The sequence below is a fragment of the Phaeobacter sp. PT47_59 genome, assembly GCF_028890025.1.
In the GTDB taxonomy this organism is placed as follows: domain Bacteria; phylum Pseudomonadota; class Alphaproteobacteria; order Rhodobacterales; family Rhodobacteraceae; genus Phycobacter.
The window spans coordinates 22,289-36,684 of record NZ_JARCJL010000016.1 but is presented as its reverse complement, the minus strand read 5'-3'; the positions used below and the strand labels follow the sequence as shown (position 1 = coordinate 36,684).

At 60.8% G+C, this 14,396-nt stretch carries 15 protein-coding genes; 13 read left to right on the top strand and 2 right to left on the bottom strand.

Going from position 1 to position 14,396, the window contains the following annotated elements; genetic code table 11:
- Positions 1 to 36: 36 nt before the first annotated feature.
- The 10 genes from PXK01_RS14660 to PXK01_RS14615 all read left to right on the top strand — a co-directional run bounded on the left by PXK01_RS14660 (position 37) and on the right by PXK01_RS14615 (position 9,906).
- Positions 37 to 417 carry a DUF3768 domain-containing protein gene (locus PXK01_RS14660; RefSeq protein WP_274860662.1) on the top strand — a complete coding sequence of 127 codons (381 nt, stop codon included), beginning with the start codon at positions 37 to 39 and terminating at the stop codon, positions 415 to 417.
- 116 nt (positions 418 to 533) lie between these two features.
- Positions 534 to 830 carry a hypothetical protein gene (locus PXK01_RS14655; RefSeq protein ID WP_009827033.1) on the top strand — a complete coding sequence of 99 codons (297 nt, stop codon included), beginning with the start codon at positions 534 to 536 and terminating at the stop codon, positions 828 to 830.
- A gap of 78 nt (positions 831 to 908) precedes the next feature.
- Positions 909 to 1,292, top strand: a complete 384-nt coding sequence (locus PXK01_RS14650; RefSeq protein WP_009827034.1) for a DUF6878 family protein — start codon at positions 909 to 911, stop codon at positions 1,290 to 1,292.
- A 1-nt stretch (position 1,293) separates the two neighbouring features.
- On the top strand, positions 1,294 to 1,770 hold the full coding sequence (locus tag PXK01_RS14645) for a DUF6915 family protein (RefSeq protein WP_009827035.1): 477 nt from the start codon (positions 1,294 to 1,296) through the stop codon (positions 1,768 to 1,770).
- A gap of 105 nt (positions 1,771 to 1,875) precedes the next feature.
- Positions 1,876 to 2,520: a hypothetical protein gene (locus tag PXK01_RS14640; RefSeq protein WP_274860661.1), complete on the top strand. Its 645-nt coding sequence runs from the start codon at positions 1,876 to 1,878 to the stop codon at positions 2,518 to 2,520.
- A 50-nt stretch (positions 2,521 to 2,570) separates the two neighbouring features.
- On the top strand, positions 2,571 to 2,822 hold the full coding sequence (locus PXK01_RS14635) for a type II toxin-antitoxin system ParD family antitoxin (RefSeq protein ID WP_037207773.1): 252 nt from the start codon (positions 2,571 to 2,573) through the stop codon (positions 2,820 to 2,822).
- Positions 2,815 to 3,114 (top strand): type II toxin-antitoxin system RelE/ParE family toxin, encoded by a 300-nt coding sequence (locus tag PXK01_RS14630; RefSeq protein ID WP_274860660.1) that lies wholly within the window; start codon positions 2,815 to 2,817, stop codon positions 3,112 to 3,114. The genes PXK01_RS14635 and PXK01_RS14630 overlap by 8 nt, the downstream gene beginning before the upstream one ends.
- Before the next feature lie 125 nt (positions 3,115 to 3,239).
- The gene (locus PXK01_RS14625; RefSeq protein WP_274860658.1) at positions 3,240 to 7,637 is read left to right on the top strand and encodes a strawberry notch-like NTP hydrolase domain-containing protein; all 4,398 of its coding nucleotides are present in this window, start codon (positions 3,240 to 3,242) and stop codon (positions 7,635 to 7,637) included.
- Positions 7,634 to 8,680 carry a DUF7146 domain-containing protein gene (locus PXK01_RS14620; protein WP_274860657.1) on the top strand — a complete coding sequence of 349 codons (1,047 nt, stop codon included), beginning with the start codon at positions 7,634 to 7,636 and terminating at the stop codon, positions 8,678 to 8,680. Before PXK01_RS14625 ends, PXK01_RS14620 begins: the two co-directional genes overlap by 4 nt.
- 314 nt (positions 8,681 to 8,994) lie before the next feature.
- On the top strand, positions 8,995 to 9,906 hold the full coding sequence (locus tag PXK01_RS14615; RefSeq protein ID WP_274860654.1) for a DUF2493 domain-containing protein: 912 nt from the start codon (positions 8,995 to 8,997) through the stop codon (positions 9,904 to 9,906).
- Positions 9,907 to 9,915: 9 nt separating this feature from the next.
- Here the strand turns inward: PXK01_RS14615 and PXK01_RS14610 are convergent, their stop codons facing one another.
- Positions 9,916 to 10,209: a helix-turn-helix domain-containing protein gene (locus PXK01_RS14610; protein ID WP_274860653.1), complete on the bottom strand. Its 294-nt coding sequence runs from the start codon at positions 10,207 to 10,209 to the stop codon at positions 9,916 to 9,918.
- Positions 10,206 to 10,559 carry a type II toxin-antitoxin system RelE/ParE family toxin gene (locus tag PXK01_RS14605; protein ID WP_274860652.1) on the bottom strand — a complete coding sequence of 118 codons (354 nt, stop codon included), beginning with the start codon at positions 10,557 to 10,559 and terminating at the stop codon, positions 10,206 to 10,208. Before PXK01_RS14605 ends, PXK01_RS14610 begins: the two co-directional genes overlap by 4 nt.
- Positions 10,560 to 11,188: 629 nt before the next feature.
- Between PXK01_RS14605 and PXK01_RS14600 the strand changes: the two genes are divergently transcribed.
- The 3 genes from PXK01_RS14600 to repB all read left to right on the top strand — a co-directional run bounded on the left by PXK01_RS14600 (position 11,189) and on the right by repB (position 14,330).
- On the top strand, positions 11,189 to 11,527 hold the full coding sequence (locus tag PXK01_RS14600; RefSeq protein WP_274860651.1) for a DUF736 domain-containing protein: 339 nt from the start codon (positions 11,189 to 11,191) through the stop codon (positions 11,525 to 11,527).
- 492 nt (positions 11,528 to 12,019) lie between these two features.
- Positions 12,020 to 13,231, top strand: coding sequence for a plasmid partitioning protein RepA (gene repA, locus PXK01_RS14595; protein ID WP_274860649.1), 1,212 nt, complete (start codon positions 12,020 to 12,022; stop codon positions 13,229 to 13,231).
- Between the two features lie 103 nt (positions 13,232 to 13,334).
- Positions 13,335 to 14,330 carry a plasmid partitioning protein RepB gene (gene repB / locus PXK01_RS14590; RefSeq protein ID WP_274860647.1) on the top strand — a complete coding sequence of 332 codons (996 nt, stop codon included), beginning with the start codon at positions 13,335 to 13,337 and terminating at the stop codon, positions 14,328 to 14,330.
- Positions 14,331 to 14,396 lie beyond the last annotated feature (66 nt).

Sequence of the window (14,396 nt, the reverse complement as noted above, 5' to 3'; positions counted from 1 at the left end):
GATATCGGATCGGCTGGCCAGTCCCGGAGACATCCCATGACCACCACACTCGATCTTGATCCCGTTCGGGAAGCCGCACTGATCGCCGGCCAGAATGACACCTTTCGCCGCTCCATCCTCGGCACTACCTCGGTCGCTGATGCCCCGCAGGGCCAGTTCGTGATGACGCGCGGCGTCGCGGCACTTGGACCCGACGCCCAACTGGAACTGACCCGCCGTGTTGCCGCCTTCGACGGATTCAATGCCCACAGTGACCCGCAGGGATGGCACGAAATGGGGGTCATCGAATTCAATGGCACGAAGGTTTGGTTCAAGATCGACTTGTACGACGTCGATTATCAGTACGGCTCGCCTGAGCCTTCCGATCCCGAACAGACGCGTCGCGTTCTGACCCTCCTTCTCCCGTCAGAATACTGACGCCTCCAATCCCTGCTCACCGCCCCGGATCGCCCTTGCACAAAGGGCGGTCCTTTCGCGCTGGCGGGTTTTTAGGGTCGCGATGGTTGCGTCCCGCCCGCCGCAGGAGACCAGAGATGGCCAAGACACTCGATTACCAGATCACCCTCTATCCCGCGCATCGTGACGGCGCCTTCGTTGTTACCCAGTTCCATATGATGGCGACCTACCCCGAAAAGCGCGTCCAGGCCGCGGGCATGGACGATTTGATCGACAAGGTGACGCAGTTCGCAATGGAGCATGGTGAGAGTTGCAGTGCTTCGGTGCGTTGCCTCGCCCCGCGCAAACCGCCGGGGTTCAAGCGCGCGACCGAGAATCTGTATTTCAACCTGGTTGACCGGACGGCTGAAAACCGCGGCGACGCTGCGGCCTGAAGCCCCCCAAAGGAAACTCCGGGGCGGCCTCGCGTAACGGTCGCCCTCCCCTCTCCCAATTCCAAAGGACAAAAAGACATGACACAAGCGACTGATTTCTACGCACAGATGCTCGAATCCCAGAGACGCGCATCCGAAGAGCGGGGCGAGACTCGCGCTGCCCTTCTCTCCGAGCTGCGTGCCTTCGGCGTGACCAGCATCGAGGTGCAATATGAAGGCTACGGCGATTCCGGCAATGTCGAGGATGTCGTCGTGACACCCGACACGATCACGCTGACAGAAGAGTTGCGACGCCGGGTTGAAGATTTTGGTTGGGATTTCGCCTATGCGCTGAGCCCCGGATTCGAGAACAACGAGGGCGGTTATGGCGAGCTGACCTGGGCGCTCGAGACGGACAAGATCGATGTTAGCCACTCGAACCGCTATATCGAAACCAACACCACCGAACACGAGGGGCTCTGACATGGCACATCCCCTCCACCACGCCGAAAGCTCCGCCCGAAAATTCGGCGGTGTTCCAGATGACTATCAGTTCGTGCATGACTGGTTTGACTCATCCAAAGAGCACCTAGGTCTCTTTGTTCACAGAGCCCAAAAACATCATACAGTCGGGATCTATGATGCCGAACGTCACTTCGGCCGCAGCCTGACCAACAGCGCGGGCCGGGTCGTCCCGATCCGCTGGATCGGTGAGCAGCATGTGCGCGAGGACTGCCAGGGACGGATCCCGTCGCTGGCGGACTGGCTTGTCCGCATTCAGCCGGAACCGTGGATGGCCAATGGCCGGATCGACAACGATCCTACGCAGATTGTTGGCGATCCGCGTGCGGTCTGGATCGAGGCGGTCTCCAATCACCAGACCATTCTCGGTTTTGAGGACTGGCTGCTGAAGGTCTCTGTCGAGCACATCCAGCATCGCCAAAACCGCGCCGCCGCCTGATCCGCCGGCCAGAAAACTCACCAACCACCGGATCCCATCCACTTCGACCCGCCTGCGCCACAACCGGCTTGGCGGGTCGATTGCGTTTCAAGAAAGGATATCGACATGCAAGACCCTGTCTACGAGGAGGCCTACCAAGGCCACGTCATCAAGATCTATCACGACCCCGATTCTGAGAACCCAAGGGAGTGGTCCAACCTCGGTACGCTGATCTGTTGGCATCGGCGCTATCGGCTGGGCGACAGCCATCCCTTCGACAGACCCGAGGCGTTCTTGCGCAATCTCGCCGGTGTTTCGGAGCGGAGCGACCTTTCGATGGACACGCTGCTCGACCGAGCCGAGCGAAAGGTGATCCTGCTGCCCGTGTTTCTCTACGACCATTCCGGTCTCGCGATGAACACCATCGGGTTCCACTGCCCGTGGGATTCCGGCCAGGTTGGTTATGTCTATGTGACGCTCGAGGCGGTCCGGGCGGAGTTCGGCGTACAGCGCGTGACCAAAGCGCTGCGTGAAAAGGCTGAAGACATCCTGCGCGCAGAAATCGTCAGCTACGACGCTTATCTCGGCGGACGGGTCTATGGCTATGTCATCGAGCGGGACGGTGAGGAGGTTGATGCCTGCTGGGGGTTCTTTGGGCATTATGGGTTGGACTGCTTGTCCGAGGAACGGGCATTTGTAGATCATCTGACTTTGCGAGATGCACACCGACCCGCCGCCGCCGCTCAGGGTGCAAGCCCACCCTCGAGTTGAAACGCTCGCAATACTCATATATCTTATTCATGCGTATTCCGGAGGTGAGCATGGCAAGCACAAGCGTCACACTTGGCCCCCATTGGGACGAATTCATCGCCCTGATGCTGAAGGAGGGCCGCTACGGGTCGACTAGCGAGTTGATCCGCGCCTCTTTGCGCCTGATGGAGGAGCAGGAAGGTCAGCGGGCGCGGCTTCGCGTTGCGTTGATGGAGGGCAAGCAATCCGGTGACGCCGGACCGCTTGACATGGATGAGATCAAGCGCGAGGCGAGAAGCCGCTCCGGCGCTTCTGATGCGTGACATTCATCACTCCCAGGCGGCAAAATCCGACCTCGTCGACATCTGGGTCGAGACATACCGACAGTGGGGCGCGGCGCAAGCGGACCGCTATCTCGACGACATCGAGCGTGCCTTGCAGGGGCTCACCGCAAATCCTCAAATGGGGTCTGACTGTTCCGATCTCCTGCAGGGTGCGCGCAAACTGATCACGGGTCGGCACCTCGTGTTCTACGAAGTGCTCCCGGACAGGATATTCGTGATCCGGGTCTTGCATCAATCCATGGACGTGCCGCGGCATCTGCGATCGTTCTGACACCGGACAAATACGCACCGGGGCTTTGCCGGAAAGAGCGAGAGGCAGGGCGGGAGGGGTGACCCCTCCCGGGTGAGAGAGTGCGCGCGGGGCTCGGGGCCAACCCTCAACCCCGGAGATTGCCGATGAACGCTCACCCCCATTCCGTCCAGCTTGCCGCCGAGCCCGAAGCCCCTGCCCTGCGCGAGGCCTCGGGCTTCGCCCAACACCTGATGCAGGCTGCAACTTCCCTTGTCCCTTTGTTCGAGGCGGGCCGCCCCATCGATGCCGCCGTTCTCCGCACCGCAATGGAAGATGCCTTCGGCGCCAGCGACGCCAGCGGTGCCTGGGTGTGGAAAGACGCCTATGAGGCTGCCGAGGTGGCTCAGATCCTGATGCTCTCGCGCTACGGAGCGCTGATGCAGCGCCAGGCACGCTCGCCGCAGGCCTTCCTCTCCATGATAGAGCGTCTCGCCGGTCTGGCCCCGTCGCACACACGGCGTTCCGAAGACAGCGTGCGCTTGCAACAATTCTCAACCCCTTTGCCCCTTGCAGCCATTGTCGCGCAGGCGGCGGGGTTCCACGCCGAAGATCTGGTGCTCGAGCCCTCTGCCGGCACCGGCATGCTGGCCATCTTCGCTCGAATTGCTGGCACTCGCCTGGCGCTGAATGAACTCGCAGAGACCCGCCGCGCCGTATTGGGACAGCTGTTCCCCGATGCCGCCGTGTCAGACTGCGATGCCGCGTCTATCGACGATCGGCTGGATCGGTCGATCACGCCTTCGGTCATCGTAATGAACCCGCCCTTCTCCGCAGCGAACCATGTCGAGTGCCGGTTCCGGCAGGCCACCAGCCAGCATGTCCTGTCCGCCTTGGCGCGCCTCGCGCCAGGTGGACGTCTTGTCGTCATCACAGGCGAGAGCTTCCGCCCCTCCACAAAATCCTTCCAACCGACGTTTCAGCGGATCGCCGCGAGCGCCGATGTGGTGTTTTCCGCCGCGATCGACGGCAAGGTCTTCGCACGACACGGCACCACGATCGACACGCGGCTCACGGTGATCGACAAGTGCGCGGCTGGTGCTGAAGAGACCGCGCCGTGCGACATCGAGGCCGCCTATCATCCGATCTGCGCGACCACGGGTGATCTTCTTTCCGCAGTTCTGACCCACTGCACGAAGCGCCGCAGCCCTCCGCCCTGTCCCACCCCGTCGACATTGTCGATTCCGTCCCGTCTGACGCGCACCAACCTGCATGCCCTGCGCAACGCAGCACGCAAGGCAACCCGTGCGCTCGCCGAGGAACGCGCCAAACATCCCTTCGACGATATCGCGACGGCACCGCTCGACTTCCTTCCGAAAGCCTGGAGCGAACCCGAGGGCGCTTTGCAGGACACGGTCTACGAGGCCTATGACCTGCAATCGATCATGATCGACGGCGCGGCGGAACATCCGACTGCGCTTGTCCAATCCGCGGCCATGGCCTCGGTCCCGCCGCCCGTGCCGACCTACCGTCCCGTTCTGCCGAAGAGCCTCGTCGCGGACGGCCTTCTCTCCGCGCCCCAGCTCGAAAGCGTCATCTACGCGGGCAATGCGCACGGGACGCACCTCAAAGGCTGGTTCAAGCGCGGTGAGATCGAAGGCCAGCTGATGGCAGCGGCCCAGGGTGACGAGGTTGCCTTCCGCCTACGCAAGGGTTGGTTCCTCGGCGATGGCACGGGCTGTGGCAAGGGGCGGCAGGTCGCGGGCATCATCCTCGACAATTGGCTGCAGGGGCGCCGCCGTGCGGTCTGGGTTTCAAAGAGCGACAAGCTTATCGAGGATGCGCGGCGCGACTGGATGGCGCTCGGCGGGCGCGAAAGCGATATCGTACCCCTCTCGAAATTCCGCCAAGGGAGCGACATCCGCCTGCCCGAAGGCATACTTTTCGTCACCTATGCCACGCTGCGCTCTGCCGAACGCGAGGGCAAGGCCTCTCGCCTCGATCAGGTGACATCCTGGCTCGGCGAGGGGTTCGACGGGGTCATCGCCTTCGACGAAAGCCACGCCATGGCCAATGCCGCAGGCGAAAAGTCGGACCGCGGCGACAAGAAGGCGTCCCAACAGGGTCTTGCGGGCCTCGCGCTGCAAAACGCTGTCCCCGATGCGCGCGTCCTTTACGTATCGGCCACCGGCGCGACGGTCGTCGGCAATCTCGCCTATGCCTCCCGACTCGGTCTCTGGGGCACCGGCGATTTTCCCTTCGTGACACGGGCTGAGTTCGTTGCCGCGATGGAGGCCGGGGGCATTGCCGCCATGGAGATGATCTCGCGCGACCTGAAGGCGCTCGGGCTCTATCTGGCGCGGTCGCTCTCCTATGCCGGGGTCGAATACGAGATGCTGGTGCATGAGCTGACACCTGCCCAAGTCGCGATCTATGACAGTTTTGCCGATGCCTACCAGGTCATTCACACCCATCTCGAGGCAGCGCTGCAGGCTTCGGGTGTCACCTCCGAGACCGGCACGCTGAACCCCCAGGCGAAGTCTGCCGCGCGTTCGGCATTTGAGAGCAACAAGCAGCGCTTCTTCAACCATCTCATCACTGCCATGAAATGCCCTTCGCTGATCCGCTCGATCGAGGCGGACCTGGCGGCGGGGCATTCCGCGGTGATCCAGGTGGTCTCGACCAGCGAAGCGGTGATGGAACGCCGGCTCGAAGACATCCCGCCTTCGGACTGGGATGATCTGCAGGTCGATTTTACGCCAAGGGAGGCCGTCATGGAGTATTTGATGCACAGCTTCCCGACGCAGCTCTTTGAGCCCTATACGGACGAGAATGGCGATCTGCGCTCCCGTCCCGCCCTCGATGGCGGCGGCAATCCGATTATCTGCCGTGACGCGGAACGGCGGCGGGATATTCTTATCGAACATCTGGGTGCGCTGGCCCCGGTGCAGGGTGCGCTCGACCAGATCCTTTGGCATTTCGGCGGGGAGGCGGTCGCCGAGGTCACGGGGCGCAAGCGGCGCATCGTGAAAACGCGCGAGGGGCGGCTAAAGGTCGAGAACCGCCCCGCCTCCTCCAACCTTGGAGAAACCCAGGCCTTCATGAATGATGCCAAGCGGATCTTGATCTTCTCTGATGCCGGGGGCACCGGGCGCAGCTACCACGCCGATCTCGGGGCAAAGAACCAGCGCCTGCGGGTGCATTACCTGCTTGAGCCCGGCTGGAAGGCCGACAATGCGATCCAGGGGCTCGGGCGCACCAACCGCACCAATCAGGCGCAGCCGCCGCTCTTCCGCCCTGTCGCGACAGACGTGAAAGGCGAGAAGCGGTTTCTCTCCACCATCGCGCGCCGCCTCGACACGCTTGGTGCTATCACCAAGGGGCAACGCGAGACCGGTGGTCAGAACATGTTCCGCGCCGAGGACAACCTCGAGAGCCCCTACGCACGCGCGGCGCTGCGGCAGTTCTTCTACAAGCTGCGCGCGGGCAAGATCGAGGCCTGCTCTTACGCCAAATTCCAGGAGATGACCGGGCTGACGCTCGATGAGGCGGATGGCACGATGAAAGAAAACCTGCCGCCGATCCAGCAGTTCCTGAACCGCTGCCTTGCGCTCCGGATCGACATGCAGGACTCGATCTTCGAGGCCTTCGGAGGTTTTCTTTCGGCCATCATCGAGGACGCGCGCCAGGCAGGCACGCTCGATGTCGGCCTCGAAACCCTGCGCGCCGAGAAATTCGAAATCGTGGACCGGAAAGTCATCTTCGAGCATGAGGCCACGGGGGCGACGGCGACCGCGCTCACCGTCGAGCGTACCGATCGCAACGATCCGCTCACTCTGCCCCGGGTCAAAGCCATCTGCGCCGATACAAAAGGCGCGACACTGTGCTGGAACACCTCCTCCAAACGCGCGGCGCTGATGGTGAAGGCACCCGCCTTCATGGACGAGGACGGTGTGCCGATCCTTCGGGTGAAACTTCTGCGGCCCATGGCGACCGAAATCCTTGCGCTTTCCGAGTTCTCGAATTCGCACTGGGAAGAGATCGATGATGCAATGTTCGAGCAGCTCTGGCAGGCCGAGGTTGAGGCTGTGCCGGAGTTCACCACCTCGAAGATCACGCTGATCTGCGGCCTCCTCTTGCCGATCTGGGACCGGCTGCCCGCCGATAACATGCGCATCTATCGCCTGCAGACCAAGGATGGGGAACGCGCCATCGGTCGCTTGGTCAGCCAGGAGCAGCTTCTGAACGTTTACGCGCGGCTCGGCCTCGATTGTCAGATCGAGATGACGCCGCAGGAGGTCTTTGCTGCGGTGATGGAGGCGCGAACGACCATCAGCCTGCTCGGCGGCTACCAGCTGCGCCGGTCGTTGGTCATGGGACAGCCGCGGCTCGAGCTGATCGGCGCGTCGAGCGCGGCCTTGCCCGGATTGAAGGCCATGGGTTGTTTCACCGAGGTGATCCAGTGGAAGACGCGTGTGTTTATCCCGGTGGACGGTACCGAGGTTCTGGCGCGTGTGCTCGCCGAGCATCCCGTTGGCGCCAGCGCCGCGGATGCCGCCGCATGAGCGCGCGGCGCAGCATCGCAGACCTCTCGGCCGATCTGGCAGATCGTGCCGAGAGTTTCTGCCGCCAGTATTTCCCCGAGGGGCGCAGGCAGGGAAATTATTGGCAGGTTGGCGATACCTCGGGGGCCAAGGGCCAGAGTCTCGCCATCCGCCTGCAAGCTCAAGGTGGGCGTAAAGCCGGGTCCTGGACCGACTATGCGACGGGTGAATTTGGCGATCTGATCGATCTGCTGCAGGAACGGCTTGGGTCGGTCACGCTCAAGGAAACGCTGAGGGAGGCCCGGTCCTTTCTCGGCGAGGCCCCCTGCCCTGCCGTGCCGCGAGACACCCAAACCCGTGAGCAACCAGATGCCACCTCGAGCAAACACATCGCGCGGACGCGCAAACTCTTTGCCGCTGGCAAGCCGGTCCTGGGCACCCTGGCCGCCACCTATCTGCAGGGGCGTGGCATCACACGGCTGGGTCCGGCCCTGCGCTATCACCCACGGGTCTTCCTGCGGCACGGCACGGACGACGCCGATCCGCCGCAAAGGGCCCCTGCCCTGCTCGCAAAGATCACCGACAATCGCGGGCAGATCACCGGCTGCGCACGCTTCTATCTTGACCCATCCACCGGCGGTTTGGCCGAAATCGAGAGCCCGAAACGGATCCTCGGGCAGCTGCACGGTCATGCCATTCGCTTTTGGTACGGCACCGGGCGCACTGATCTCATCGTCGGCGAAGGGCTCGAGAACACCCTCTCGGTTGGCACCGCTCTCCCGGAGTTCGATCTCGCCTCCTGTCTCACCGCCACCCATCTCGGGCTCTTCATCCCGCCGCCGGGGATCGAGCGCATCTGGATCGCGCGGGACAATGACGACGCTGGACGGAACGCATCAATGAGATTGCGTAACCAACTGGAATCGCTTGGAATTGCCTGTGGTGAACTCGTGCCAACCATGGGGGATTTCAACGACGATCTGCGGGTATTTGGCAGAGATGCGCTGCGCCAGTCCCTGCTCAAGGCCATGAAGAAGCAAGGTCTGGCGATCGAGGGCGGGTGACCGCTAACCTTCTCGAAGATGCCTGACTGGGCCAAGGTTCCGCGGGTTCGATCTGATCCCGTTTGGAAAAGGGGAGCGATGGACCAGCGGGTCGGGGCCCAAGAAAGCTGAAAGAGGGGCCCCTCGCCCGGGCAGCAATGCCCCCCGCACCAGAAAATTCCCCTGAGCCTTCGGCTCATTCCTCGCGGGACCAATTTTCCGGCCCGCGGCGCATTCTCCGCTCACGCTCCGATCCTGACGGATGCGGCCCGGTCGCCGCCAGTCCTGTTATCGCCCCATCCAAATCGGATCAGATCAAACAGAGGAACCAGACAATGCCCCATCAGACAGACATCCCCGAGGAGACCAGCGTGACCTCCGCCATCCTCGACCACCTCGCACTTCACGGCGCGACACCGGGTCCCGGGGAGACCGATCATCGCCCCCTGCCCCAGCCTGACGAGGTCGAGCTCGCCATGGCGACGCTCTTTGACACCACCATCGGCCTCCTCACCGGCAGCCAGTTGGAAGACAATCTCGAAGAGATGCTCTGGTCCGTCACCTCGATCTTCCATCGCCGGCTCACCCATATCCAGAAGCTTCTCGATGACAACGAATTCGAGGTCCGGGAAAGTCTGGCCATCCAGGACGGCTCCGAGGTCGCCTCGGTCGAACTCGAGCGCCTCCAGATGATCGGGCTCAAGCTCTGGGATCATCGCGACGCCTTCGAGCAGATGCGCGATCTGGCCGTGGACCACTTCTCGGCCGCCACCGGCTCGCCCTGGCTGCCCCGCACCGGATCCAAGGTCTCCCATCGTGGCTTGACCTCCGCCGTGGTGGACAGTCGGGCCTATCTCTCGGCCAAGCGGCGCAAGGAGACCGAGGTGCACTGCCCCGAAGGCACGCGGATCGCCTTCTCGGGCGGGGACTATCAGGCCTACGATCTGATCTGGTCCGTCCTCGACGCCACGCACGCCAAATACCCCGACATGGTGCTCCTGCATGGTGGCACGCCCAAAGGTGCAGAAATGATTGCGGCCCGTTGGGCAGATACCCGTGGTGTCACCCAAGTGGTCTTCAAGCCCGACTGGAAGAGCCACGGCAAGGCCGCCCCTTTCAAGCGCAACGACAAGATGCTCGAGACCATGCCCCAGGGTCTGATCGCCACCCCCGGGTCGGGCATCACCGAGAACATCGTAGACAAGGCCCGCAAGCTCGGGATTCGCATCAAGAGGATCGGGGCCTGAGGCCCCGGTTCACGCCCCGCGCAAGAGGTCCTGCACGACAGAAGGCTTCTTTGCGATCAATGCCAGCAGAACCTGAGCCGGGCCTGTCGGGTGCCGGCGCCCATGTTCCCAGTTCAGAAGCGTACCTTTTGCGACGCCAATGCTTTTGGCGAATTCCGCCTGGGACAGACCAGTCCGTTGCCGGACTTCGGCGACGTCGACCTCAGCGACGGACACTTCATGTACCTTCGCGCCTGTCAAGTCGCCTTCTGCGAAGGCCAGCGCCTCTTTCAAACCCTTGGATACGGATTCGAATGCACTCATGTTGCGTCTCCATATTTCGCGACAAGCGCCTTGCTCATCTCTACTGCCGCGGCCTGTTCGGTCTTTGACAGGTTGGCTTTCTCATTCTTGGCGAAGACCGTGATCAGGAAAATCGGCATATGGGTCCCGCCAAAGACATACACCGTCCTGAAGCCGCCGCTCTTTCCGCCTCCCTCTCTCGGGATGCGGACCTTCCGAAGTCCGCCGCCAAGAGAGACGCCAGCTTCCGGATTGGCGGCGATGAAGTCGATCGCGGCCTCTCGCTCCTGGTCCGACATGATTGCCTTGGCGCGCCTCTGGAATTCGGGCAGTTCGACCACTGTCTGCAATCGCGTCATCGTCAGTTCCATATAGGTTTTCGCGGCGTATGTGTCAATGACGTATAGTATGCGCACTGGAAGGGCAAGTTGGCAACTGATGCTAGAGCAAGGCAGCAGTATGCTCTGTCCGTTGGTAGCGGCGGTCCTTGACGAAATATCTTGTCGCATTTTCTGACCGAACCAACCAGCCGGGCTGTCATTTAGGGCTATTGGATGGTTGCGGTGTCTCGTGGCGACCCGGCCTTTCGTTCCACGCTCTGTTCGCCTGGAGCACTCCTCCGCATCGTGGGCGCTTCAGCAAAGACAATCGGCGCGGTAGTGATCCTAGGGGATGCGGTTATGACATCTGCACTGTGTCTTACCTCCGGTGAGTTCGAAGGGAGCCAGGGCCCTCGCGGCATCTCCATCGTCTGTTCACCCTGGTTCCTTCGCGGCCCCCGCCCTTCTCCCTTTGTCTGAGTTGCATGACATGCTGGTCGCAGCTGTCGTCCCGTCCACAAAGGTTGTCGCCGATCTTTTTCCCCTGACCCTGCGGGTCATTCCTCGCGGATCAAAAAGACCGGCGCCTGCCCCTCTCCGCTGCGCTTCGCCTTCGGTGTGTCCGTGCCTTGGCCATCTGCAAGGTGACCATCATTGCAACGCAAACAAGGAGAAGAGCAATGACCACGAACTGCATCAAATTCACCAGCGCCGAAATCGAAACCGCCAAGGGCGTCGGCTCCATCTCGACCCTGACTTTCGACCTCGACATCACGGTCGAACCCGTCGCGAGCACGAACCCGATGGCCCCCACGCACCGCGTCCTCGGCCGCTCCCCGCGCGGCAAGCTGGTCGAGTGCGGCGGCATCTGGAAGAAGCAGAACAAGGAGACCGGCGCCGACTACTACACGCTGACCATCCGCGACCACGGCTTCAACGCCAATCTCGGCAAGGCCGCGAACCAGGACGATCTGTCCCTGCAGGCCGTGATCCCCTGGGGTCCCAAAGACGCCGCGTGACGTAAAGAATCGGCTGGGGCAACCCGGCCGATTTCTTCTGTTTCCCTTCGCGCTGACACGCATTCCCCGCATTTTGCAGCCAGTGGTTGGTGCGCTTGGTGGAAGCAACTGATCACTGCATTGGCGCAAGATGATGATGACGCAATCCGTTTTGGAGGAGACGGATTCGTGGTCCCCCTAGCGTTCTGAGGCTTCGAGCGCTTTGCATTTTGACAGCCGTGCAGTGCGGAAAAATAAAATAATAACAGATAGTTGAGGTGTAACGGGCGCGAAGTTAAAGTTGACTGCACATCCGAGCTAGTGACAGTTCCCCCTAGATATTGGGTAGCTACATTCCTCGATCGCTACACTTTGTCGAGACATCTAGGCACTCTGGTGGATTGGGTAAGATCTAACCGCCGGGCGAAAATCGTTGTTAAGACTCGTTTTTCCGTGTAGATGACACTTTAATGAGCGAAATCGCTGAAAAAGCGATATTTAGAGGGCAGGCGGATGCGAGAACGGTCTTTTGCGGCTGATACGAATGATCAACCCTTCGACGAGATCATCCTACAGCAAGGAGAGTTGATTTCCGACCGCCTCAATATGTTGCGGCAGGAACAGTATCCTCCGGACGCCCAAAAAGGTCTACGTCAGTTTTCATTGGCCGAGGTTGCCTACTATCTTGGCGTGACGCAGTCGACCATTAAGAAGCTTCATCTCGAAGGCAAAGGTCCTGAACCTGAAACGTCGTCGTCCGGGAGGCGCAGCTACTCGGCCGAGCAAATGCTGGAACTGAGAGCTTATCTCGACAAGCATGGCCGCCCCGGTAAACGCCGTTATGTCCCCTATCGGCAGCCTGGCGAAGAACTGCACGTCGTGTCTGTCGTGAACTTCAAAGGGGGTTCCGGAAAGACCACTACCGCCGCTCACCTCGCGCAGCACTTGGCGTTGAAGGGGCATCGAGTTCTTGCGATCGACTTGGACCCTCAAGCCTCGCTCACAGCTTTGCATGGCATTCAGCCTGAGCTCGACGACGTGCCTTCGCTCTACGAAACACTTCGGTATGATGACGAGCGCAAGCCGATCTCAGAGGTGATCCGGCCAACAAACTTTCCCAACCTAGATATCGTTCCGGCAAGTCTCGAGCTTCAAGAATACGAATACGATACCCCGGTTGCTTTGACGAGCAGCGATCCCCATGAGGGCCGCACCTTCTTCACTCGTATCTCAAAGGCGCTTAGCGAGGTTGATGACCGCTATGACGTGGTTGTGATCGATTGCCCTCCTCAGCTGGGCTACCTCACGCTCACTGCTCTCACGGCTTCTTCCTCAGTCATTGTGACGGTCCATCCTCAGATGCTGGACGTCATGTCGATGAGCCAGTTTCTCCTGATGCTGGGCGGGATCATGAAGACGATCCGTGACGCTGGAGCGAACATGCGCCTGAAGTGGTTCCGATACCTCGTAACGCGATTTGAACCAACGGACGGTCCCCAAAAGCAGATGGTTGGGTTCCTCCAGGCGATGTTCCCAAATCAGATGCTGTCGGCTCCTGTGCTGAAGTCTACGGCGATCTCCGACGCCGGGATTACCAAGCAGACGCTTTACGAAGTTGAACGGTCTCAGTTCGTGCGGACTACTTACGACCGCGCAGTGACATCTTTGAATGACGTGAACGACGAAATCGCCGAACTGATCCACAAGGCTTGGGGGCGTGAATGACTAAGGTTTTGACAGCCGTGCAGAGAGCCAGTTTTGACAGCCGTGCAACTGTCGAAATGCGCGCTGCGCGTCGGTTGGATTCGGGCGAAAGGGAGATGGCTTGATGGCTCGCAAAGACCTCCTAAAGAGCGTTATGGCCGGCTCGCCGGAGCAGCCCAAGGATTCCGGTCGCTCTGGATACGCAATGCGCGGTGCTTCGAAATCGATGAAGGTTTCGATTGATAGCCTTGCGGAGAACTCGAAGCGTCTCCTTGAAGGCGAAACCATTGTCGAGATCGATCCGCAATTGATCGATGTGTCATTCGTTTCGGATCGGCTTAGTGATGACGATGTTGCTTTCGACGAACTGAAAGCATCGATCGCAGCAGGTCGCCAGGACACGCCGGTATTGCTTAGACCGCATCCGGAAGCGGGTGGCCGCTATATGATCGTCTTCGGGCATCGACGTGTGCGAGTTGCTTCGGCGCTCGGCCGTAAGGTTCGCGCAGTTGTAAAACCAATGGACGATGTGGCTCACATTCTTGCTCAAGGGCAGGAAAACACTGCGCGCGCAGATCTCTCTTTTATTGAGAAGGCCCTATTTGCGAAGAGCCTCTTGGATATGGGGCAAGCAAAGGACGTGATCCAGTCCGCCCTTACCATCGATGGGACGTTGCTTTCACGGATGCTGTCAGTGGCGCAGAACGTCCCTCGGCACGTCATCGAACAGATCGGGCCGGCCAAGCAGATTGGGCGTGATCGCTGGGAAGACTTCAAGAAGTTGGCTTCGGAACCATCGAATGACAAGATCCTCAAGGAAGCTTTGGAGTTCGACGGGTTTCAGAACCTCGACAGTGATGCTCGCTTTGAGTTCCTGCACAGCAAGCTGGCAGAAGCGGGCAGGGCGCCGAAGCGCCGAAAAACGCGTGCCATGCCCAAGAAACGAACCTGGACTGCCGGCAAAGGCCGCATCAAGGGAGTCATCGGTCGTTCCGGAAAGGCATTCAGCATTTCGCTTACGGCACAAGATTCAACCGAGTTCGGGGACTTTCTCTCGGGTCGGCTTGATCAGCTGTACAGCGAATTCCTCGCGACGAAAGAGGAGCAGTCAGAACAATGATCTAGGCAAAAGAAAAGCCCCCAAGCAGCGTGGCCTGAGAGCTAATCTGAAAAGTTTGGTCGCTTA